At 72.0% G+C, this 23837-nt stretch carries 5 protein-coding genes; 3 read left to right on the top strand and 2 right to left on the bottom strand.

Annotated elements, in window-relative coordinates:
• Nucleotides 1-128 precede the first annotated feature (128 nt).
• A complete protein-coding gene (locus OG429_RS28690) occupies nucleotides 129-356 on the top strand; it encodes an MbtH family protein (RefSeq protein ID WP_328928127.1) in 228 nt (75 codons plus the stop codon).
• A 145-nt stretch (nucleotides 357-501) separates the two neighbouring features.
• Here the strand turns inward: OG429_RS28690 and OG429_RS28695 are convergent, their stop codons facing one another.
• Together OG429_RS28695 and OG429_RS28700 are read right to left on the bottom strand one after the other, a co-directional pair.
• Complete coding sequence (locus OG429_RS28695; RefSeq protein ID WP_328928128.1) at nucleotides 502-3060, bottom strand: FtsX-like permease family protein; 2559 nt, start codon at nucleotides 3058-3060, stop codon at nucleotides 502-504.
• A gap of 11 nt (nucleotides 3061-3071) precedes the next feature.
• Nucleotides 3072-3851, bottom strand: a complete 780-nt coding sequence (locus OG429_RS28700; protein WP_328928129.1) for an ABC transporter ATP-binding protein — start codon at nucleotides 3849-3851, stop codon at nucleotides 3072-3074.
• Between the two features lie 233 nt (nucleotides 3852-4084).
• On the opposite strand from OG429_RS28700, the gene OG429_RS28705 reads away from it, so the two are divergent.
• The gene (locus tag OG429_RS28705; RefSeq protein WP_328928130.1) at nucleotides 4085-5482 is read left to right on the top strand and encodes a serine hydrolase domain-containing protein; all 1398 of its coding nucleotides are present in this window, start codon (nucleotides 4085-4087) and stop codon (nucleotides 5480-5482) included.
• Nucleotides 5483-5591: 109 nt separating this feature from the next.
• Nucleotides 5592-23789 carry a non-ribosomal peptide synthase/polyketide synthase gene (locus OG429_RS28710; protein WP_328928131.1) on the top strand — a complete coding sequence of 6066 codons (18198 nt, stop codon included), beginning with the start codon at nucleotides 5592-5594 and terminating at the stop codon, nucleotides 23787-23789.
• Nucleotides 23790-23837 lie beyond the last annotated feature (48 nt).

Genomic DNA, 23837 nt, shown 5'->3' on the forward strand with positions numbered 1-23837 from the left:
AACCGGCTGGTTCCGGGTCGGAAATTAGTCGGCCGGATACCGACGGACCAGCAGTTTTGGCCCTGCCTTAAATCGTTGCGCCGGGCCGTGGGGACGGGCCACGATCGGCACGACCGAAGGGGAGACTCATGGACAATCCGTTCGACGACGACAACGGCACTTTCTACGTTCTGGTGAACGACGAGAACCAGCATTCGCTGTGGCCCGTGTTCGCCGAGGTCCCGGACGGCTGGACCGTCGTGTTCGGCCAGGAAAGCCGCCAGGCCTGCCTGGACTACGTGGAGAAGAACTGGACCGACATGCGGCCCGCCAGCCTCATCAAGGCGATGGAGCAGACGGTCCCGGCAGCTGCCTGACCGTCAAGGAACCCCCAACCCCCCACAGCGTCAGGGCGGGTGCACCGGAGAGATCCGGGGCACCCGCCCTGATGTGTTGTCCGGCCGCGCCGGGACCGGCCGCTGCCGGTTGCGGCGGCCGCCGGGCGCGGCCGCCGGGAGGCGGCTACTCGCCCGTGTACACCGCGTCGATCGGCCTGGTGCGCAGCGCCGAGCGCGTGGACAGGGCGATGGACAGCCAGCCCAGCACCGCGATGAACCCCGCGATGCCGAGCCAGACGGCCGGCTCCAGGTGCGGAACGGCCTGGCCGGTCATCGCCAGACTGCTGCCCACGGTGGGCGGGATGGCGATGAAGACGCCGACGGCGATCGCCGTGACCACCACGACCCAGGACTCCATGAACATCATCCGGCGGGTCTGGCGCCGGCTGGTGCCGATCAGGCGCAGCATGGCGAACTCGCGGCTGCGCGCCATGGTCGCCATCACCAGGGTGTTCACCACGGCGATCAGCACGTAGAGCAGGAGCAGCGAGTTGGCGATCAGGTTGGTCCAGGACTGCTGGGCGAACTGCCCCTGCTGCACCGCCGCGAACCGGTCCGCCGCCTGCACCTTGAGCGTGGGGGTGCGCTGGGCGAGCTCGGCCAGCGCCGTCCCCACCCGGTCGCGGACCTCGGGGCCCGATGCCGTCACCAGCAGGGCCGAGTCGAGGCCTTGGGTGGTGTGCGCCACCAGCATGTCGTGGGGGAGCGTGACATCGCCGAAGCCGAGGCCGTTGCCGTAGACGGCCACGACCTTGAGCTTCTGTCCGGTCCCGTCGCCGAGGCTGACGTCGGCCGTGTCGCCCACGCCGAGTCCCGCCGTGCCCGCGGCCATCCAGCTGAGCGCCACGGTGTCCCCGGTCAGTTCGTCCAGGCTGCCCTCGCGCACGTCCAGGTCGAGCGTACGGCCGAGCCCGCGCGGGTCGACGCCCTGGGCGCTGAAGGGCCGGGAGGCCTCCTTGTCGATCTCCACGTACGTGAGCATCACCTGCGAGCGGGCCACCGGGGTGGCGGCCGCGACGCCGGGCACGGCGCGGACGGTCCCGGTCAGGTCCTGGGACAGCCCGGTGGCGTCGCTGGTCAGGACGTAGTCCGCGACGACTCCCGTCGCCGCCTGCTGCTTGGCCGTGGCCTCGACGGTCGAGAGGGTCGACAGCTGCATCAGGGCCAGGGCGGCGCCGAGTGCGAGCGGGACGACGGCGCTGCTGAGCCGGCGCGAGTTCGCGCTGCTGTTGGCGGCGGCCAGGTAGCCGCTGACCCGGAAGCGGCGCAGCAGCGGAGCCATCACCCGCGTGGTGATCTTCACCAGCTGCGGGCCGATCAGCGCGCAGCCGAACATGAGGATCAGCAGCGAACCCGCGGCGCCCGCGATGGCCAGCTGCCCGGGGATGACCATCGGCAGGACGACCGCCGCCGCGAGACCGAGCACGATCAGCACCCGGCCGGCGATCAGCCGCGGCCGGCCCAGCCGAGGGGGCTCCGCCTGCGATTCGCGCAGCGCCTCCACCGGCTGGATCCGTGCGGTGCGGAAGGCCGCCACGTAGCCCGCCAGCCGCGCACCCAGTACGCACAGCACCACGGCCGCGCCCGCCGGCGCCGGGTTGTAGGACAGCTCGAAGTCACCCGGCAGCACCCCGACCGCGGCGAACGCGTCACGCAGCGCCCCGGCGATCAGGAAGCCGGGCGCGGCGCCCAGCAGCGCGCCGGCGGCGGCGACCATCAGGATCTCGCTGCCGATCAGGGAGTGGATCTGGCGGGGCGAGGCGGCGATCGCGCGCAGCATGGCCAGTTCGCGGCGGCGCTGGTGGACGGTCAGGCCGAGGGTGGAGGAGACCACGAAGATGACGACGGCGAGCGCGGTACCGCCGAAGGAGGCGGAGAGCGCCACCAGGAAGCCGCGCGACTGCCCCACGTCCAGGAACTCCAGGTCGCCGACCTGCTTGCCCGTGTACACGGCGACCGCCTCGGGCCGGCCGGCGAGCGCCTTCCCGATCCGGGCGGCCAGCGCGTCCGCGTCCGTGCCCGGCTCGGCGAGCACGCCGATCGCCGTGAGCCGGTCCGGGCGCTGCGACAGCTGCGCGGCCCGGTCGTCGGTGAAGAAGGCCGCCGACTGCCGGTCCAGGCCGCCGGGGGGCGGCGCGACGAGGCCGGACACCCGGTACGAGGCGGGCGTGGTGCCCACCGACAGCCGCACGGTGTCGCCGGCCTTGACCCCGGCCCGCCGGGCCACGGCGGAGTCCAGGACGACCTCCTCGGCGGAACGCGGCTCGTGCCCCTCGGCCAGCGGGAACGGCCCGAGGGCCGCCGAGGCCCAGCCGTGCCCGAACAGCGGGTCGTCGAGGGCCACCGTGCCGCCCTGCGGACCGGTGACGCTCATCTCCACGGTGCGGTCGCCGACCACCGAGCGGACCCCGGGGACCTTGGCCACCTCGCCGGCCAGGCCGGCGGGCAGCGTGACGCGCTCGGCGAAGTGCGGGTCGAAGTTCTCCTTGACGGCCTTGGTCTGGTTGCCGCCGACCATCACGGCGGCGCCCGCGTAGCGTTCCGGCGAAACCCCGGACAGCAGCCCGGACATGAGCAGCACGCCACAGGCGGTCACGACCGCCGATCCGCAGAAGACGGCGATGAACGCCGCGATGAAACCGCCCTTGCGGTTCTTGATGGTGCTCCACGCGATGTCGAACATGTACGGCCGCCCTACCAGTTGCCGAGATGCGTCATGCGGTCGGCGACCTGGTCGGGGGTCGGCCGCAGCAACTGCCCCGCCAGCCGGCCGTCCGCGAGGAAGACCACCGAGTCGGCGAACGACGCCGCCACCGGGTCGTGGGTCACCATCACCACGGTCTGCCCCGTCTCGTCGACGATCTGCCGGAACAGGCGCAGGACCTCCTGGCTGCTCCGGGTGTCCAGGGCCCCCGTCGGCTCGTCGGCGAGCACCGCGTCGGGCCGGGTCACCAGCGCGCGGGCGATGGCCACCCGCTGCTGCTGGCCGCCGGAGAGCTGGTTGGGCCGCCGGTCGGCGTACTGGAGCATGCCGACGCGCTCCAGGATCTCGCGCAGCCAGGACTCGTCGACCGCCGTGTTCGACAGTCGCGGTACCAGCGTCACGTTCTGCTTCACCGTCAGCGCCGACATCAGGTTGTACGCCTGGAACACGTAGCCGATCCGCTCGCGGCGCACGGCCGTCAGCGCGGACTCCTTGAGGCCGCCCAACTCGGTGTCACCGAGGTAGACATGACCGGACGACGGACGGTCGAGTCCGGCCAGGCAGTGCAGGAACGTGCTCTTGCCCGAGCCGGAAGGGCCCATGACGGCGGTGAAGGACCCGCGGGGCACATCGAACGAGACGTCGTCCAGAGCGGTGACGGCGCCCGTCCCCTCGCCGTAGGTCTTGCTCACCGAGTCCAGCCGCATGGCGGCAGCCGTTCCCTGGATCTGTTCCTTGGCGGTCGTCGACCGGCGCCAAACCGATGTCATATTTCTCGCCCTCCCGTTCGTCAGCCGCATCAGACTATGGGAAGAGATGATGGGCGACGAACCCCCAGAATCCCGTATTGAAGGTGGAGCCAGCTACACCATGGCCGGTTCCGTTCGGTCCACTGCGCGGGCCCCCCTTTCCACCTGGCCGTTTAACCCCAGACTTTAGCTCTTTGGTCATGGACTAGGGGCATCACTACGCTGGCCGTTATTCATTGACCTGGGTGGACTTGATGACGGAATCCGCTGACCTTTCCATGGGGCTGCCCGCGCACGGCGAAGTGGCCGGCCTGCTGGAAACACTCGCCCGTGAATACCTCGTACCCGGTGTGCAATTCGCCGTCTACGACCGCGGTGAGATCACGACCTTCACGTACGGAGAAGAGACCCACGGGTCGGGTCGGCCGGTGACGGCCGACACCGTCTTCCCGTGGGGATCGGTGACGAAGTCCGCGACCGCGCTGCTGCTGGCACAGCTCGTCAGCGACGGCGACGTGGAGCTGGACGCGCCGGTGGGGCCGCTGCTCCCGGAACTCGCGCGGACACCCGACGGCCCTCTCTACACGGCCACGCTGCGCGGGCTGCTCAGCCACACCGCCGGCCTGCCGGACATGCCGCCCGTCGAGGACGACCTGTCCCTGCGCGACTGCGTGGCCGCGTCGGCCGGAGCGGCCGCGCTGTGCGAGCCCGGGCGGCTGTTCTCGTACTCCAATCTCGGCTACGTCCTGGCCGGCCGGATCCTCGAATCCGTCACAGGAGTGACCTGGTGGGAGGCGGTACGGGACTTCGCGCTGAGCCCGCTCGGCGTGGCGGCCGGCTTCCTCGGCGCCACCGCCCCGGGGCCCGTCGCGGGCCAGCACGCGGTGCACCTGCCGACCGGGTCGGTGCACGTGGTCGACGAACCGGGACTGCCCAAGGCGCTCGTACCGGCCGGGGCGCTGACCTCCAGCGCCGCCGGCCTGCTGCGCTACGCCGAGGTGCACCTCGCGGCGGACGGCACCGCGGTACTGGAACCGGACATGCTCGCGGAACTGCGCACCCCGGTGCCCGGCTCGGCGGCCTTCGGACTGGCCGACGCCTGGGGCCTGGGACTCGCCGTCCACACCGACGGCGAAGGGCGGCGCTGGCTGGGCCACGACGGCAACACCGGAGGGGCGAGCTGCGCGCTGCGCTTCGACCCCGAGCGGCGGATCGCCGTCGCCCTGATGGCGAACGCCACTTCCGGCCGGCAGATGGGACATGCCTTCTTCGACGCGCTGGCGGCAAAGGGCTGGGACATCGGGCGCTACCGCCGGCCCGAAATCGGGAGCCCGCTTTCCGGCGACGCACTGACCGCGGTCGCCGACGAAGTGTGCGGGGATTACCGGGCGGGCGCGGACCTTCATACCGTGCGCCGCTCCGGAAACGGGGAGCTGCTCCTGGAACGGAGCGGGCTCGTGCCGGTCCGGTTGGAAATCTACCAGGGACTGGAATTCTGTTTGAAAAGCGGTACCGCCGACGGCGGGCACGGCAGTGACGAATCAAAGGACCTGTACCGATTCGTGCGGGATTCCCGCACCGGGCAGGTCGGCGGCATGTACATGAGCGGTGGACGGCTCCAGGTGCGCGAGGGAATCGGCCTGATCGGCTGATTTCTCGCTTCCGGTTTCCGGTTTCCGGCACGTATGTCGTTTCGCGTGCGCGGGTTGTCTTTCGTTCGTCTGGATGGTTGTTGTTTCGATGCGTGGGGGAGTGGTTCGGGTGCTGGGGTCGTGGGCTTCGCAGGGTGGCGGCTTCGGGAATGCGGTGCTTCCCGAGGTGTTCGGCGAGTGGGTGGCGCGGACGCCTGACGCGCTCGCCGTGGTGTGTGCCGGCGAGCGGGTGTCCTACGCGGAGCTGGACGTACGGGCGAACCGGCTCGCCCACGAGCTGCTCGCGCAGGGGATCGTGCCCGGATCGCGGGTGGGTGTCTGCCTGCCGCGTGGTGTGGAGCCGGTCGTGGCGCTCCTCGCCGTCCTGAAGGCCGGCGCCGCCGCAGTGCCGCTGGACCCCGAATACCCGGTGGAACGGCTGCAGTTCATGGTGGACGACTCGGATGCGTCCGTGGTGCTGGCCGCGGCCGGCACGGGCCCGGTGGCGGCCGCCGCCGCGGGCGACCGGGTGGTGCTCTGGGAGGACCTGGACCTGGACACCCGGCCGGGGTCGGCGCCGGTGGTGGGGGTGTTTCCGCAGAGTGCGGCGTATGTGTTCTACACGTCGGGTTCGACGGGGCGTCCGAAGGGTGTGGTGCTGCCGCATGAGGGTTTTGTGCGGGTGGTGCGTGATCCGAATTTCGGGCTGGGTCCGGATGATGTGGTTTCGCAGTTGAGTACGTTGTCTTTTGATGCGGGTGCGTTGGAGATGTGGAATGCGCTGCTGAATGGTGCGGCGTTGGCTGTTTCCGTTGAGCGGATGCTGTCGGTGGATGAGCTGGGTGCGTTTGTGCGGGCGCACGGGGTGAGTGTGCTGTGGCTGACGGCGGGGTTGTTCCACGAGGTGGTGGATGCGGATGTGTCGGTGTTCTCGGGTGTGCGGCTGGTGATGTCGGGTGGTGACGCGCTGTCGCCGCGGCATTGCCGGAAGGTCCTGGACGAGGTTCCGGGTGTGCGGCTGGTGAACGCGTACGGGCCCACCGAGGTGTCGATCACGGCGTCTTCGCATGTGGTGGAGGGTCCGGTGCTGCTGGGTGGTCCGGCGCCGGACACCGAGTTGCGGGTGCTGGACGGTGGGTTGCGGCCGGTGGGTGTGGGTGTCGAGGGTGAGTTGTATGTGTCGGGTATTGGTCTGGCGCATGGGTACGGGGGTCGGGCGGGTCTGACGGCGGGCCGGTTCGTGGCGGTGCCGGGTGGTTCGGGCGAGCGGATGTACCGCACGGGTGATGTGGTGCGGTGGGTGTCGCAGGGTGTGCTGGAGTTCGTGGGCCGGGCGGACGACCAGGTCAAGGTGCGCGGGTTCCGGGTGGAGCTGGGTGAGGTCGAGGAGGCGCTCGCGGCGCATCCTTCGGTGTCGCGGGCCGTTGCGGTGGTGCGGGCGGATGCGCGGGGTACGAAGCAGCTGGTCGCGTACGCGGTCGGTGAGGGTGTGAGTGCTGAGGCGTTGCGTGAGTTCCTGGCGTCCTCGTTGCCGGAGTTCATGGTTCCGGCGGTGTGTGTGGTGCTGGATGTGCTGCCGCTGACGGCGAACGGGAAGGTGGACCGCAAGGCGCTGCCGGAGCCTGATCTGTCGCATCTGGCGGAGGTTTATGTCGCTCCGCGTGATGAGCGTGAGGCGGTGGTTGCCGGGGTCTTCGCGGAGGTGCTGGGGCTCGACCGGGTCGGTGTCCACGATCACTTCTTCCGGCTCGGTGGTGACTCCATCCGCGCCGTCCAGGCCGCCTCACGACTGCGCCGCGCGGGCCTGGAGGCGCCGGTCCGGGACCTGTTCGACCGTCCCACCCCGGCCATGCTCGCCGCCGGCATCACCACCGTGGCCGCCCCGCCGCTGACCCCCGCCGTGCGCGGCACCGCCCTGCCGGTGTCCTTCCCGCTGTCGTTCGCGCAGGCTCGCGTATGGCTTGCCGCCGAGATCGACCCCGAGGGCACCGAGTACAACACCGGCGGCGCCGTCCGCCTGCGCGGTGACCTCGACGTCGCCGCGCTCGAAGCCGCCCTCGGCGAGCTCGTCGCCCGCCACGAGTCGCTCCGTACCACCTTCGCCACCGTCGACGGCCAGGGCGTGCAGATCATCCACCCCGCCGCCCCCGTCCGGCTGACCGCCGCAGACTGCCCGCCCGCGGACATCGACCGCGTCGTCCGCGCCCACCACGCAGTCCCCTTCGACCTGAGCACCGGACCGCTGCTGCGTCCGCTGCTCCTCCGGGTGGCCGCCGCCGACCACCTCCTGGTGCTGTCGATGCACCACATCGTCACCGACGGCTGGTCCATGGGCGTCCTGCTGCGCGAACTCGGCGAGCTCTATGCCGGCCGCCCGCCGGCCGAACTCCCGCTCCAGTACGCCGACTACGCCGTCTGGCAGCGCAGGACGCTCACCCGCCCGGTCCTCGACGAGGGTCTGGCCTACTGGCGCGAGCAGCTCGCCGACGCGCCCGTACTGGACCTGCCCACCGACCGCCCCCGCCCCGCCGTCCGCACATCGGCCGGTGCCACGCGCCGCTTCGGCATACCGGCCGACCGGCTGGCCCGCTTCAACCGCATGTGCGAGGAGCAGGGCGTCACCCTGTTCATGGGCCTGGTCGCGGCGGTCCAGCTGGTGCTGTCCCGCTACAGCGGCCAGCGCGACATCGTCGTCGGTACCGCCGACTCCGGGCGCGGGCACTGGGAACTGGAGGACCAGGTCGGGTTCTTCGTCAACACCCTCGCCCTGCGCACCCGCGTGGACGAGGACGCCACCGGCGCCGCCCTGCTGGCGTCCGTACGGGAGACGGTCCTCGACGCCTTCGCGCACGCGGCCGTCCCCTTCGACCGCGTCGTCGACGCCGTCGTCACCGAGCGGGACCCCTCCCGCACCCCCCTCGTCCAGGCCATGGTGCTGCTCCAGAGCATGCCCGGTGGACTCGGCGACTCCGGTGGCCTGCGGTGGAGCGAACACCCCCTGGACATCGAGTCCGCGCAGTTCGACCTGCTGGTCGCCTTCGAGGACAACGGCGGCGCGTTCGGCGGCCTGATCAACTACAACACCGACCTCTTCGACGGGACCACCGTCGACCGCATCGCCGCCCACGTGGTCACGGCACTCACCGAGCTCGGCGAGCCCGCCGCCGCGCAGCTGCCCCTCGCGGCGGTCGTGCCGACGCTGACCGCCGACGAGCGCACGCGCATCCTGGACGAGTGGAACGCCGGTGACGAGCGGGCACCCGCGCTCACGATGGCGGGTCTGTTCGAGGCGCGAGCGGCCCGCGACCCGCAGCGGACCGCGGTCGTCGACGGCGAACTCACCCTCACCTACGCCGAGCTGGGCGCCCGCGCCGACCGGCTCGCCCACGCCCTGCGCGCCCAAGGGGTGCACACCGACGTGGCGGTCGGCGTCTGCCTGCCGCGCGGAGTGCGCTGGCTGACCGCGTTGCTCGCCGTCGCCAAGGCGGGCGGCGTCTACGTGCCGCTGGACCCGCAGTACCCGGCCGACCGGCTCGCCTTCATGACCGCCGACGCGGGGATGGTGCTGGTGCTCAGCGACACGGAGACGCTGGACCTCGTACCGGACGTCGCGGTACCGGTCCTGCGCGTGGACGCGGACCTTGACGGGGACGGGGACGGTGCGCTCGCCACCCAGCCGGTGGAGGTCGCGGAGCTGCCCGCCGCGGCTTCGCTCGACGCCGGCGCCTACATGATCTACACCTCCGGCTCCACCGGCCGCCCCAAGGGCGTACTGGTCCCGCACCGCAACGTGGCCGGCATGGCCGCCGCGCACCAGCGGGCGCTGGGCCTGACCATCGGATCCCGGCTGCTCCAGGCCGTCTCGCCCAACTTCGACGTCGCGATGGCCGATGTGCTGGCCGCCTGGCACGCGGGCGCCACCCTGGTCCTGCCCGAGCCCGGCCCGCTGGCGGGCGAGGCGCTCGGTCAGGTGCTGCGCGATCAGCGGATCACCCATCTGGAGATCCCGCCCGCGGCTCTGCAGAGCGTGCCGGACATGGACCTGCCCGAGCTGCGCGGCCTGCTGGTCGGCGGCGAGGCCATGTCGGCGGAGTTCATCTCCCGCTGGGCGCCGGGCCGGGTGCTGCGCAATGTCTACGGCCCGACCGAGACCACGGTCACGGTCACCGCGGGCGACCCGGTGGACGAGTACGGCGCCGACGGCGTCCCCATTGGCCGACCGGTCGCGGGCGCCCGACTGTACGTGCTGGACGCGCGGCTGCGGCCGGTGCCGGCCGGGGTCGCGGGTGAGCTCTACATCGCCGGGCCCGGGGTGGCACGCGGCTACGTACGACGCTTCGGACTGACGGCGGAACGATTCGTCGCATCGCCGTTCAGCGGCTCCGGGGAGCGGATGTACCGGACCGGTGACGTGGTGCGGTGGCTGGCCGACGGACAGCTGGAGTTCGTGGGCCGCACCGACCATCAGGTCAAGGTGCGTGGTTTCCGGATCGAGATCGGTGAGATCGAGTCGGCGCTGGCCGCGCATCCGGACGTGCAGCAGGCCGTGGTGACGGTGCGCGAGACGCGGAACGGGGCCAAGCGGCTGGTCGGGTACGTCGTCGGGGACGGTCTGGACCAGGTGGGTCTGCGTGAGTTCGTTGCCAAGTCGCTGCCGGATTACATGGTTCCGACGGCGTTCGTGGTGGTGGGTACGTTCCCGTTGACGGCGAACGGGAAGGTGGACCGGCGGGCGTTGCCGGAGCCTGATCTGGGTGCGGCTGTTTCGAAGGGGTATGTCGCTCCGCGTTCCGAGGTGGAGCGGGTGGTGGCTGAGGTGTGGGCGCAGGTGCTGGGCGTCGAGCGGGTGGGTGTGCGGGACAACTTCTTCGAGCTGGGTGGCGATTCGATCCTGAGTATTCAGGTGGTGTCGCGGTTGCGGCGGGCGGGGCTGGTGGTTTCTCCGCAGGATGTGCTGGTGCGGCAGACCGTGGCGGGTGTGGCTGCTGTGGTGGGTGAGGCGTCTGCCGTGGGTGCGGTGGAGGTTGTGTCCGGTCCGGTGGTGCTGTCTCCGGTGCAGGAGTGGTTCCTGGAGACGCATCCGGTGGCGCCGGATCACTTCGGCATGTCGATGAACATCCGACTTGCCGAGGGTGTCGATGTGGGTGTGCTGTCGGAGGCCGTGTCGGTGGTGCTGTCGCATCACGAGGGGCTGTGGGTCCGTTTCGCGGACACGGCGGAGGGCTGGCGGCAGTCGGCGGGTGAGCCGGGTGTGGTGGTCGTCGAGCGGGATGTGGAGGGGGTGGTTCAGGAGTCGTTCCGGCTTGAGGGCGGGCCGCTGGTGCGGGCCGTTCTGAGCGGGGACCGGCTGTTGGTCGCGGTGCATCACATGGTGGTGGACGGTGTCTCGTGGCGGATCCTCCTGGAGGACATCGCGCTGGCGTACCGGGATCTGGTGGCCCGCCGTGAGGTGGAGCTGGATGCGGTGTCGTTGTCGTTCCCGGCGTGGACCGCGAAGCTCGCCGCGCACGACTTCTCCGCCCAACAGGGCTACTGGGCTTCGGTCGTCGACGGCGCCGAGCCGTTGGTGGAGGTTGCCGGTGGGGTGAATACCGTCGGGTCGGCGGAGATCGTGTCGGTGGCTCTGCCGGTGGCGGAGACCGAGGCCCTCCTCCAGAAGGTTCCGGCTGTCTTCCGTACGCAGGTCAACGATGTGCTGCTGGCGGTGCTGGGCCGGGTGCTGGGTGAGTGGTCCGGGCGTGAGCGGGTCCTGGTGGACGTGGAGGGCCATGGCCGGGAGGAGTCGGTGATCGGGGCGGACGTTTCGCGTACGGTCGGCTGGTTCACGTCGATCTATCCGGTCGCGCTCGGTGCGAGCGGTGACTGGAGTGAGCAGATCCGGTCGACGAAGGAGATGCTCCGTGCCATTCCCGACCGGGGCATCGGTTTCGGCGCCCTGCGCCACCTGCACGGTGCGGATCTCGCCGATCCGGCCCAGGTCAGCTTCAACTACCTCGGCCGCTACGACGCCGACGGCCACCCCGACGTCTTCGCCGGCATGCTCCCGGTCGAGAACGACCACGCCGCAGGCGAGGAACGCCCGTACCTCCTCGACGTGGTCTCCCGTGTCCAGGACGGGTCCCTCCACGTGGACCTGTACTACTCCACCGCCGTTCACGGCCGCGTCCACATGCAGGCGCTGGCCGAGCGCTACCGGGACGCCCTGGCGGAGGCGGTCGCGTACTGCCTGAGCGAGGGCGTGGGCGGCCGGACGCCATCGGACTTCCCGCTCGTCGCCTGGGACCAGGCCACCGTCGACCGGGTGATCGGCGACGGGCAGGGCATTGCCGATGTCCACCCGCTCTCGCCGATGCAGCAGGGCATGCTCTTCCACTCCCTGGAGGACGCCGAAGGCGCCGCGTACGTCGAGCAGATGTCCTTCGTCCTGGACGGCGTGCACGACACCGACCGCCTTGCCGCCGCCTGGCGCGAGACCGTCAACGCGTCCGACGCCCTGCGCGTGTCCGTCGTCTGGGAGGCGGTCGACGAACCCGTCGCGCTCGTGCACCACCGCGTCGACGTTCCCGTGCACACCGCCGGCTGGACCGCCCTGGACGCGACGCAGCGCGCGGCGGCCCTGGACGAGCGCCGGACCGCCGACCGGGCCGACATCAGCCTCGACGAGGCCCCCCTCCTGCGGATATCCCTCGCCGACCTCGGCAACGGAAGCGCACAGGTCGTGATGACCTTCCACCACGTCCTGCTCGACGGCTGGAGCACCCCGCTGCTGCTCCAGGACGTCTTCACCCGGTACGCGGGCGGGGACCCGGAGGTTCGGCGCCCCTACCGGGACTACCTGGAATGGCTCGGCTCCCGCGACACCGCGGCCGGCCTCGACCACTGGCGCTCCGTGCTCGCCGGCTTCGACACCCCCGTACCCCTGCCCGCCGACCGCCTGCCCGCTCCCGACCACCGCTCCTGGGCCGGCCGCCACCTGGAGGTGGACCTGCCTGGCACCCTCGCCACCGATGTCGGTACGTTCGCGCGCCGTCACCGGCTCACCGTGAACGCGGTGATCCAGGGCGCCTGGGCGCTGCTCCTGTCCGCCTACTCCGGCCAGCGGGACATCGTCTTCGGCGCCACGACCTCGGGCCGCCCGGCTGACCTCGCCGACGCCGAGGGCATGCTCGGCCTGTTCATCAACACGGTTCCGGTCCGTACGGTCCTCGACCCGGCCACGCCCGTCGTCGAGTGGCTCCAGCGGCTCCAGGCCGAGCAGTGGGAGTCCCGCGCCCACGAGTACCTGTCCCTCAGCCAGATCAACACCGTCACCGAAGTACCCGCCGGGACCAGCCTGTTCGACAGCCTCCTCGTCTTCGAGAACTACCCCGTCGACGAGGACATGGGCGCCGGGAGCGGTCTGCGCGTACGCGACAGCTACGGCGAAGGCGGCAGCAGCTACCCGCTCTCCCTGACCGCCTACACCGGCGGCCGCCTGGTCGGCGGAGCCGACCCCGGCGTGACGCTGCGCATGTCGTACGACCCCGCCCTGTTCGAGGACACCACGGCCCAAGACATCGCGGGCAGACTCGGCGGGCTGCTGCGCGCCCTGCTCGACGAGGAGGTGACCGGGCGGATCCCGCTGCTCACGGAAGCGGAGTCGGCGACCATCACGGGCGACTGGAACGACACGAGTCGGCACTGCCCGCCGCGCCTGCTGCCCGAGCTCTTCGCCGAACAGGCCGCCCGTACCCCCGAGGCCCTTGCCGTCGTCACCGAGGACACCTCCCTCACCTACCGGGAACTCGACGAGCGGGCCAACCGGTTCGCGCACCTGCTGCAGCAGCACGGCGTACGGCCGGACACCGTCGTGGCGGTCAGCCTGCCCCGCGGGATCGACCTCGTCGTGAGCCTGCTCGCCGTCGTGAAGGCCGGCGGCGCGTACGTCGCCGTCGACCCGGCCTATCCGGCGGACCGGATCGCCTACATGCTCGGAGACTCCGGGGCCCGGCTGCTGATCTCGGACCGGGCGAACGCGTCCGCGTCCGGGGAAATCGAGGTGGTGGCGCCGGGCACGGCGGACATCGCCCGGCAGCCCGCGACCTCCCCGGGCATCGACACGCTGGTCCAGCACGCGGCGTACATGATCTACACCTCCGGCTCGACCGGCCGCCCCAAGGGTGTGCTCGTCTCCCACGCGGCCATTTCCAACCGCCTGCTGTGGATGCAGTCGGAATACCCCCTGACCGGCGCGGACCGCGTCCTCCAGAAGACCTCGTCGAGCTTCGACGTGGCAGTGTGGGAGTTCTTCGGCCCGCTGATCGCGGGCGCCGGCCTGGTGCTGCCCCGCCCGGACGGTCACCGTGACCCGCAGTACCTGGCGCGCATGATCCGCGACTTCGACGTGACCACCGTCCACTTCGTCCCGTCCATGCTGCGCGCCCTCGTCGCCGAGCCCGCCACCCGGGCCTGCACGGGTCTGCGTACCGTCTTCAGCGGCGGCGAGATGCTGCAAGGCGCACTGCGCGACCAGATCCGCGAGGTACTGCCGCAGGCGACGCTCTACAACCTGTACGGGCCCGCGGAGGCGGCCGTCGACGTGACCTCGCACCCGGCCGAACCGGACACCGCGACCGTGCCCATCGGCCGGCCCGTGTGGAACACCGGCCTGTACGTCCTGGACCCGTGGCTGCGCCCGGTCCCGCAGGGCGTCGCCGGTGAGCTGTACGTCACCGGTGTCCAGCTGGCCCGCGGCTACGCGGGGCGGTCCGGGCTCACGGCCGGCCGGTTCGTGGCCTCGCCGTTCAGCGGCACCGGGGAGCGGATGTACCGGACCGGTGACGTGGTGCGGTGGCTGCCGGGCGGTGTGATCGATTTCGCCGGCCGAGCTGACGACCAGGTCAAGGTGCGCGGCTTCCGGATCGAGCTCGGCGAGGTCGAGGCCGCACTCGCGAACCACCCCGAGGTCGAGCAGGCGGTGGTCGTCGTACGCGAGGACCAGCCCGGCGTGAAGCGGCTGGTCGGGTACGTGGTGGCCGCGAACGTGGCCTCGGCCGGACTGCGGGAGTTCGTCGGGGAATCCCTCCCCGAGTACATGGTCCCGGCGATCTGCGTGGTCCTCGACAGCCTGCCGGTCACGGCGAACGGCAAGGTGGACCGGCGGGCCCTGCCCGAGCCCGACCTGAGCGTCCTGCTCCGGGAGTACACGGCTCCGCGTTCCGAGGTGGAGCGGGTGGTGGCTGAGGTGTGGGCGCAGGTGCTGGGCGTCGAGCGGGTGGGTGTGCGGGACAACTTCTTCGAGCTGGGTGGCGATTCGATCCTGAGTATTCAGGTGGTGTCGCGGTTGCGGCGGGCGGGGCTGGTGGTTTCTCCGCAGGATGTGCTGGTGCGGCAGACCGTGGCGGGTGTGGCTGCTGTGGTGGGTGAGGCGTCTGCCGTGGGTGCGGTGGAGGTTGTGTCCGGTCCGGTGGTGCTGTCTCCGGTGCAGGAGTGGTTCCTGGAGACGCATCCGGTGGCGCCGGATCACTTCGGCATGTCGATGAACATCCGACTTGCCGAGGGTGTCGATGTGGGTGTGCTGTCGGAGGCCGTGTCGGTGGTGCTGTCGCATCACGAGGGGCTGTGGGTCCGTTTCGCGGACACGGCGGAGGGCTGGCGGCAGTCGGCGGGTGAGCCGGGTGTGGTGGTCGTCGAGCGGGATGTGGAGGGGGTGGTTCAGGAGTCGTTCCGGCTTGAGGGCGGGCCGCTGGTGCGGGCCGTTCTGAGCGGGGACCGGCTGTTGGTCGCGGTGCATCACATGGTGGTGGACGGTGTCTCGTGGCGGATCCTCCTGGAGGACGTCGCGCTGGCCTATCGGGATCTGGTGGCCGGCCGTGAGGTGGAGCTGGATGCGGTGTCGTTGTCGTTCCCGGCGTGGACCGCGAAGCTCGCCGCGCATGACTTCTCGGGTCAGCTGGACTACTGGGCTTCGGTCGTCGACGGCGCCGAGCCGTTGGTGGAGGTTGCCGGTGGGGTGAATACCGTCGGGTCGGCGGAGATCGTGTCGGTGGCTCTGCCGGTGGCGGAGACCGAGGCCCTCCTCCAGAAGGTTCCGGCTGTCTTCCGTACGCAGGTCAACGATGTGCTGCTGGCGGTGCTGGGCCGGGTGCTGGGTGAGTGGTCCGGGCGTGAGCGGGTCCTGGTGGACGTGGAGGGCCATGGCCGGGAGGAGTCGGTGATCGGGGCGGACGTTTCGCGTACGGTCGGCTGGTTCACGTCGATCTATCCGGTCGCGCTCGGTGCGAGCGGTGACTGGAGTGAGCAGATCCGGTCGACGAAGGAGATGCTCCGTGCCATTCCCGACCGGGGCATCGGTTTCGGCGCCCTGCGCCACCTGCACGGCGCCGACCTGACCGATCCGGCCCAGGTCAGCTTCAACTACCTCGGCCGTTTCGATGCGGGCGGCCACCCCGACGTCTTCGCCGGCCTGCTGCCCGCCGACGACGACCGCAGCCTCCGCGAAGAGCGGCCGCACGTCCTCGACGTCGTCAGCCGGGTCGTGGACGGCGCGCTGGAGATCCAGCTGCAGTTCTCGACGGCTCTGCACACCCCCGAGGCCATCCGGGTGCTGGCCGAGCGCTACCGGGACGCCCTGGCGGAGGCGGTCGCGTACTGCCTGAGCGAGGGCGTGGGCGGCCGGACGCCATCGGACTTCCCGCTCGTCGCCTGGGACCAGGCCACCGTCGACCGGGTGATCGGCGACGGGCAGGGCATTGCCGATGTCCACCCGCTCTCGCCGATGCAGCAGGGCATGCTCTTCCACTCCCTGGAGGCAACGGACGACGCTGCCTACGTCGAGCAGATGTCCTTCGTCCTCGAAGGCGCCGCCGACATCGACCGGCTCGCCGCCGCCTGGCGCGAGACCGTCAACGCGTCCGACGCCCTGCGCGTGTCCGTCGTCTGGGAGGCGGTCGACGAACCCGTCGCGCTCGTGCACCACCGCGTCGACGTTCCCGTGCACACCGCCGACTGGACCGCCCTGGACGCGACGCAGCGCGCGGCGGCCCTGGACGAGCGCCGGACCGCCGACCGGGCCGACATCAGCCTCGACGAGGCCCCCCTGCTGCGGGTTTCCCTCGCCGCCCTCGGCGGCTCCCGGATCCAGGTCGTGTGGACCTTCCACCACCTGCTCCTGGACGGCTGGAGCACTCCGCGCCTGCTGGAGGACGTCTTCACCCGGTACGCGGGCGGGGACCCGGAGGTTCGGCGCCCCTACCGGGACTACCTGGAATGGCTCGGCTCCCGCGACACCGCGGCCGGCCTTGACCACTGGCGCTCCGTGCTCGCCGGCTTCGACACCCCCGTACCCTTGCCCGTCGACCGGTCGGTCACGGCGCAGAAGTGGGACGCGCGCGGCCACGACGTCGTCATCGACCCCGAAGTGGGCGCCCGTGTGGGCGACTTCGCGCGCCGTCACCGGCTCACCGTGAACGCGGTGATCCAGGGCGCCTGGGCGCTGCTCCTGTCCGCCTACTCCGGCCAGCGGGACATCGTCTTCGGTGCCACGACCTCGGGCCGCCCGGCTGACCTCGCCGACGCCGAGGGCATGCTCGGCCTGTTCATCAACACCGTGCCGGTCCGTACGGTCCTCGACCCGGCCACGCCCGTCGTCGAGTGGCTCCAGCGGCTCCAGGCCGAGCAGTGGGAGTCCCGCGCCCACGAGTACCTGTCCCTCAGCCAGATCAACACCGTCACCGAAGTACCCGCCGGGACCAGCCTGTTCGACACCCTCCTCGTCTTCGAGAACTACCCCGTCGACGACAGCCTCGCCGCGCGGCACGGGCTCACCGTCACCGACACCCAGGGCGGCCTGGCCACCAACTACCCGCTGACCCTGAGCGCGTACACCGGCCGGCACCTGGTCGCCATGGGCGGCACCGCCGCCGAGGTCGCCCTGCGCATCACCTACCGGCCCGAGCTGTTCGACGAGGTGACCGTCCAGGTCCTGGGCACCCACCTGGCTGCCACCCTGGCCGCCCTCACCGAGTCCCCCGACCGCCCGCTGTCCGCTCTGCCCCGGCTGACGCCGGTCGAGCGGACCCGGCTCGCGGCCTGGTCCGGGGCTCTGCCCACGGCCCCGGACCTCACCTTCCAGGACCTCTTCGATGCTCGGGTCGCCGCCCGGCCCGACGCCCCCGCCGTCGTACACGGCGGGCAGGTGCTCACGTACGCGGCCCTGGCCGAGCGCGCGGACCGGCTGGCGGCCGTGCTGATCGCGCGCGGCGCAGGCCCCGAGACCCCGATCGGGGTCTCGATGTCACGCTCCGCAGACCTGGTCGTGGCCGTCCTGGCCGTGCTCCGGGCCGGCAGCGCGTACGTACCGCTGGACCCGCACTACCCCGCCGACCGGCTGCGCTACATGGCCGCCGACTCCGGCATCGGGCTGGTGCTGACCGAGCGCGCCCTCGCCGAGCAGCTCCCGTTCGCCGGGGAGGCCGAACTCCTCGCGGTGGACGGCCCGCTGGAGCCGGCCGCGGCTCCCGCCGTGCTGCCCCGGGCGCCGCTCGCCGCCTCCGCCTACGTGATCTACACCTCCGGCTCCACCGGCCGGCCGAAGGGCGTCGTGGTCTCCCACGAGGCCATGTCCTCCCTCGTCCAGTGGGCGGTGTCCCTCGGCGAGGAAGTCTTCGCCACGACCTGCTTCTCCACCTCGCTCAACTTCGACGTCTCGGTCTTCGAGCTCTTCGGCACCCTCGCCGCGGGCGGCGCCGTCCACGTGATGCGCGACGTCCTGGAGCTCGCCGAGCGGCCGCGGGGCTGGTCGGGCAGCCTGATCTCCGCGGTCCCGTCCGCGCTCGGCGCCGTACTGGCCGAGGACGGCGCCGGCATCTCCGCCGGGCACGTGGTGCTCGCCGGCGAGGCGTTCCCCGCCGCGCTGTACGAGCGGATCCGCGAGGTCGCGCCGGGCGCGGTCATCGGGAACATCTACGGACCCACCGAAGCCACGGTGTACGCGACCGGGTGGTTCTCCGACGCCGAACGGGCCCCCGACACCGGCTCGGTGCCCATCGGCCGCCCGGTCGCGGGCAAGGTCCTGAGGGTCCTCGACCCCTGGCTGCGCCCCGTCCCGGCCGGCGTGTGGGGCGAGCTGTACATCGGCGGCCAGGGCGTGGCCCGAGGCTACCTGGGCCGCTCCGCGCTGACCGCCGAACGGTTCGTCGCCGACCCGGCCGGCCCCGGCGCGCGGCTCTACCGCACCGGCGACGTGGTGCGCTGGCGGTCCGACGGCGTGCTGGAGTACGCCGGCCGCAGCGACGACCAGGTCAAGATCCGCGGCTTCCGCATCGAACTCTCCGAGATCGAGGCGGCGTTGACGGACCTGCCCGAGGTCGACCGGGCCGCGGTCGTGGCCCGCGAGGACACGCCCGGCGTCAAGCGGCTGGCCGCCTACGCCGTCCCCGCCGCCCGCTCCGGCGTCGGCGCCCCGGACCCGGCCGCGCTGCGGGCGGCGCTGGCCGCCGTACTGCCCGAGTACATGGTCCCCGCGACCCTGACCGTGCTGGACGCGCTGCCGCTGAACGCCAACGGGAAGCTGGACCGCCGGGCGCTGCCCGCACCGGACCTGTCGGCCCTCGGCGAGGGGTACGTGGCCCCGCGCACGCCGGGTGAGCAGCTGGTCGCCGAGGTGTTCGGCGCGGTGCTCGGCCTGGACCGGGTCGGCGCCCTGGACGACTTCTTCCAGCTCGGCGGCGACTCCATCATGAGCATCCAGGTGGTGTCGCGGCTGCGCCGGGCCGGGGCGGACGTCTCCGTCAGGGAGCTGTTCGACCACCCGTCGGCCGCTTCCCTCGCCCCCCGCCTGCCCGCCGCGGGCGCACGGCGGGACGTCATCCCGCGGGCCCCCCGCGACGGCGCCCAGCCCCTGTCCTCCGCACAGGCGCGCATGTGGTTCGCCGCCGAACACGACACCGCCAGCGACGAGTACAACTCGGGCCGCGCCGTACGGCTCGGCGGCCGCCTCGACGCCGAAGCGCTGCGCGCGGCGCTCCAGACGCTGGTCGCGCGGCACGAGTCCCTGCGCACCACCTTCGATACGGTCGACGGCCAAGGCGTCCAGGTGATCCACCCGCCCGCCCCCGTCCGGCTGCCCGTGCTCGACTGCCCCGCCGAGGGCGACGGCGGCCTCGACGCGCTCGTGCACGCCCTGCTCGCGGAGCCCTTCGACCTGCGCACCGGGCCGCTCCTGCGGCCCACCCTGATCCGGGTCACCGACGAGGAACACGTACTCGTCCTGTCGATGCACCACATCGTCATGGACGGCTGGTCCCTCGGAGTGATCCAGCGTGAGCTCGGCGAGCTCTACGCGGGCCGTACCCCGGCCGAACCGCCGGTGCAGTACGCCGACTACACCCTCTGGCAGCGCGCGCGGCTGACCCCGCAGCGGCTGGAAGAGGGACTGGGCTACTGGCGGGCACAACTCGCCGACGCCCCGGTGCTGGAGCTGCCCACCGACCGGCCGCGCCCCGCCGAGCGCACCACCCGCGGCGCGAGCTTCCAGACGGTGATCCCGTCCGCACTGCTCCACCGCTTCACGGAGGTCTGCCAGACCCAGGGCGCCACCCTGTTCATGGGCCTGACAGCCGCAGGCCAGGTCCTGCTGTCCCGCTACAGCGGGCAGCAGGACGTGGTCGTCGGCACCGTGACCTCGGGCCGCGACCACGGCCGGCTCGACGACGCCGTCGGCTTCTTCATCAACACCCTCGCCCTGCGCAGCCGGATCGACGAACGCGCCACCACCGCCGAGCTGCTGGCCTCCGTACGCGGCACGGTCCTGGACGCCTTCGCGCACGCCGAGGTGCCCTTCGACCGGGTGGTCGACGCCGTCGTCACCGAACGCGACCCCAGCCGCAGCCCCCTCGTCCAGGCGGCGATCAGTTACGAGAAGCTGTCCGGCGCCCCCGCCCGGCCGGGCGCGGGAGAGCTGAGCTGGCAGGACTACGCGCTGAAGGCCGGCACCTCCCAGTTCGACCTCACCCTCGACTTCGGCGAGGTCGACGGAGCCCTGCTCAGCAACATCGTCTACAACACCGACCTGTTCGACGAGAGCACCGTGCGCCGTCTCTCCGCGCACCTGCTCGACCTCATCACCGCCATGGCCGACGGCCCCGACCGCCCCCTGCGCACCACGCCCCGGCTGACCGGCGCCGAGCACGCCGAGATCATCGGCCGCTGGTCCGACGGCGCCGAAGGCCCCGCGGGTGCGGTGCTGAGCGAGGTCTTCGCCGACCAGGTGGCCCGCACACCGGACGCCGTCGCGGTGGTGTGCGAGGGCGAGCGGCTCACGTACGGGGAACTCGACGCGCGGGCCGACGGCCTCGCCCACGTCCTGCGGGCGCACGGGGTCGGCCCCGAGGTCCGGGTCGGGGTCTTCCTGCCGCGCGGCACCGCCCCGATCGTGACGCTGCTCGCCGTGTTCAAGGCGGGCGGGGTCTTCGTACCGCTCGACCCCGAATACCCGGCGGACCGGCTCGCGTTCATGATGGGCGACTCGGGGCTGCGGCTGCTGCTGGCCACTGCAGGCACCCGTGAGGCCGTCGCGGACGCCGAGGTTCCCGTACTCCTCCTGGAGGAGCTGGAGCGCACGGCCGTCACGGCCCCCGCGGGACCGCCCGCGACGGCCCTGACTCCGCAGAACGCCGCGTACGTGTTCTACACCTCCGGCTCCACCGGCCGGCCCAAGGGCATCGTGGTCCCGCACGCCGGCGTCCTGCGCGTGGCCCAAGACCCCCGGCTGGCCTTCACCGCCGACGACGTGGTCAGCCAGACCGCGACCCTGTCCTTCGACGCGAGCGCACTGGAGATCTGGAGCGCCTTCGCCAACGGCGCCGCCCTCGCCGTCTCCACGGCACGGGTGCTGTCCGTCGAGGAACTCGGCGCGCTGGTACGGACGCACGGCGTGAGCGTCCTGTGGGTGACGACCGGCCTCTTCCACGAGGTCGTCGACGCCGACGTGGAGATGCTGCGCGACCTGCGCATGGTGATGACCGGCGGCGACGTGCTCTCGCCGCGGCACTTCCAGACGGTCGTCGACCGGGCCCCCGGCGTGCAGCTGGTGGCCGCCTACGGACCCACCGAGACCACCATCTTCGCCACGGTCCACCTGGTCGACTGGGAGACCCAGAAGCCGTCGGTGCCCATCGGCACCCCGCTCGGCCAGACCCGGGCGTACGTCCTGGACGCCTGGCTGCGGCCGGTCCCCGTCGGCGTCGCGGGCGAGCTGTACCTCGCGGGCGAGTGCGTGACCCGCGGCTACGCCGGGCATCCCGCGCTCACCGCCGGCCGCTACGTGGCCAGCCCGTATTCCGCGGGCCGGATGTACCGCACCGGTGACGTGGTCCGCTGGCTGCCCGACGGGCAGCTGGACTTCGTGGGACGGGCCGACAACCAGGTCAAGATCCGCGGCTTCCGGATCGAGCTCGGCGAGGTCGAGATCGCGCTGGCCTCCCACCCGGACGTCGCCCAGGCGGTGGTGGCCGTCCGCGAGATCCGGCCCGGCACCAAGCGGCTCGTCGCCTACGCGGCCGGCACCGGCCTGGACCAGGCGGGCCTGCGGTCCTTCGCGGCCGAGTCGCTGCCGGACTACATGATGCCGACGGCCTTCGTCGTCATGGACGCGCTGCCGCTCAACGCCAACGGCAAGGTGGACCGCAAGGCGCTGCCCGCACCCGACCCGGAGGCGGCGGCGAGCACGGAGTACACCGCCCCGCGCACGGAGCGGGAGCGGATCCTCGCCGACGTGTGGGCGGCCGTACTGGGCCTGCCGCGGGTCGGCGTCCACGACAACTTCTTCGAGCTCGGCGGCGACTCCATCCTCACCATCCAGGTGGTGTCGCGGGCCCGCGAAGCGGGACTGGCCATCTCCCCGAAGCAGCTGTTCAAGGCGCCGACCGTGGCCGGCCTCGCCGAGCTGGTCACCGAGGCCGGACAGCCGGACGAGCCCGCCGCGGCCGCAGCGCCGCCGGTCAGCGGCGAGGTGCCGCTGAGTCCCATCCAGCGCTGGTTCTTCGACAGCTTCACCGCGCCCGAGCACCTGACCATGGCGACCTTCGTCGAGCTCGGCTTCACCGGCGTGGACCGCCGCGCCCTGGAGGCGGCCCTCGCCGGACTGCTCCACCACCACGACGCCCTGCGGATGCGGTACATCCGGAAGGATGGGGGCACGGGCACGGGCACGGGGGCGGATGCGGGCACGGGTGCGGCCGGCGCGGCCGGCTGGCGCCAGTACAACCCGGCCTCCGCCCACGGCTCCGTACTGACCTGGCACGACCTGTCGGACGCGGCCGATCCGGAGGCGGAGACCGTACGGGCCGTCGCCGCCGCGCAGGGCAGCCTGAGCCCGGAAGACGGCCCGCTAGTGAAGGCCGTCCTCTTCGAATACGGCGGGGACCGGCGCCCCCGGCTCTTCGTCACCGTCCACCACCTGGTCGTCGACGGCGTGTCCTGGCGCATCCTGCTGTCGGACCTGGCCACCGCGTACGAGCAGGCGCGCGCCGGACGTCCCGTCGACCTCGGGGCGAAGACCACTTCGTTCCGGGACTGGACGCGGGCGCTGGTCGCGCACACCGAGGCGGGCACGGTGGACGACGAGGTCCCGTACTGGAACGAGCTCGCCGAGGGCGGGACCGGCCGGCTGCCGGTCGACCTGGACGGCGGGAACCTGGACCGGCACCGTGCCGTCGCCCGCGCCACGCTCGACGCCGAGACCACCAGGCGGCTCCTGCAGGAGGTTCCCGGCCGCTACCGCACGCAGATCAACGACGTGCTGCTGTCGGCCCTCGGCCGGACGCTCACCGGGTGGTCCGGAGCCGACAGCGTGCTGGTCACCCTGGAGGGCCACGGCCGCGAGGAGATCCTCGACGGGGTGGACCTCTCGCGCACGGTCGGCTGGTTCACGACGCAGTTCCCGGTCCGCCTGCCCGCCCCGGCCGGGCCGGCCTGGCGCCCGCAGATCAACCAGGTCAAGCGCCTGCTGAGGGCCGTACCGCAGCGCGGCATCGGGTACGGGCTGCTGCGCCACCTCCGCGGCACCCTCGCCGAGGGGCCCGCGCCCGAGGTCAGCTTCAACTACCTCGGCCAGTACGACACCGCCGACGCCGGAGACGGCTTCTACGGGGCACCCGTCCCGTACGAGGCGCCGACGGCACCGGCCACGGAGGAACGCCACCACCTGCTGGACGTCGTGGCGATCGTCTCCGAGGGCCGGCTGGAGGTCCAGGTGATGTACGCGACGGACACCTACCGCCCCGAGACGGTGACCGCGCTCGCGGAGCACTTCGTCGCCGGGCTGGAGGAGATCGTCGGCGCCGGATGACCCCTGTTGGTTCCGGAGCCGGTTCCGGCTGATTCCGGCCGGCCGCGC

Source organism: Streptomyces sp. NBC_00190 (assembly GCF_036203305.1).
GTDB lineage: Bacteria > Actinomycetota > Actinomycetes > Streptomycetales > Streptomycetaceae > Streptomyces.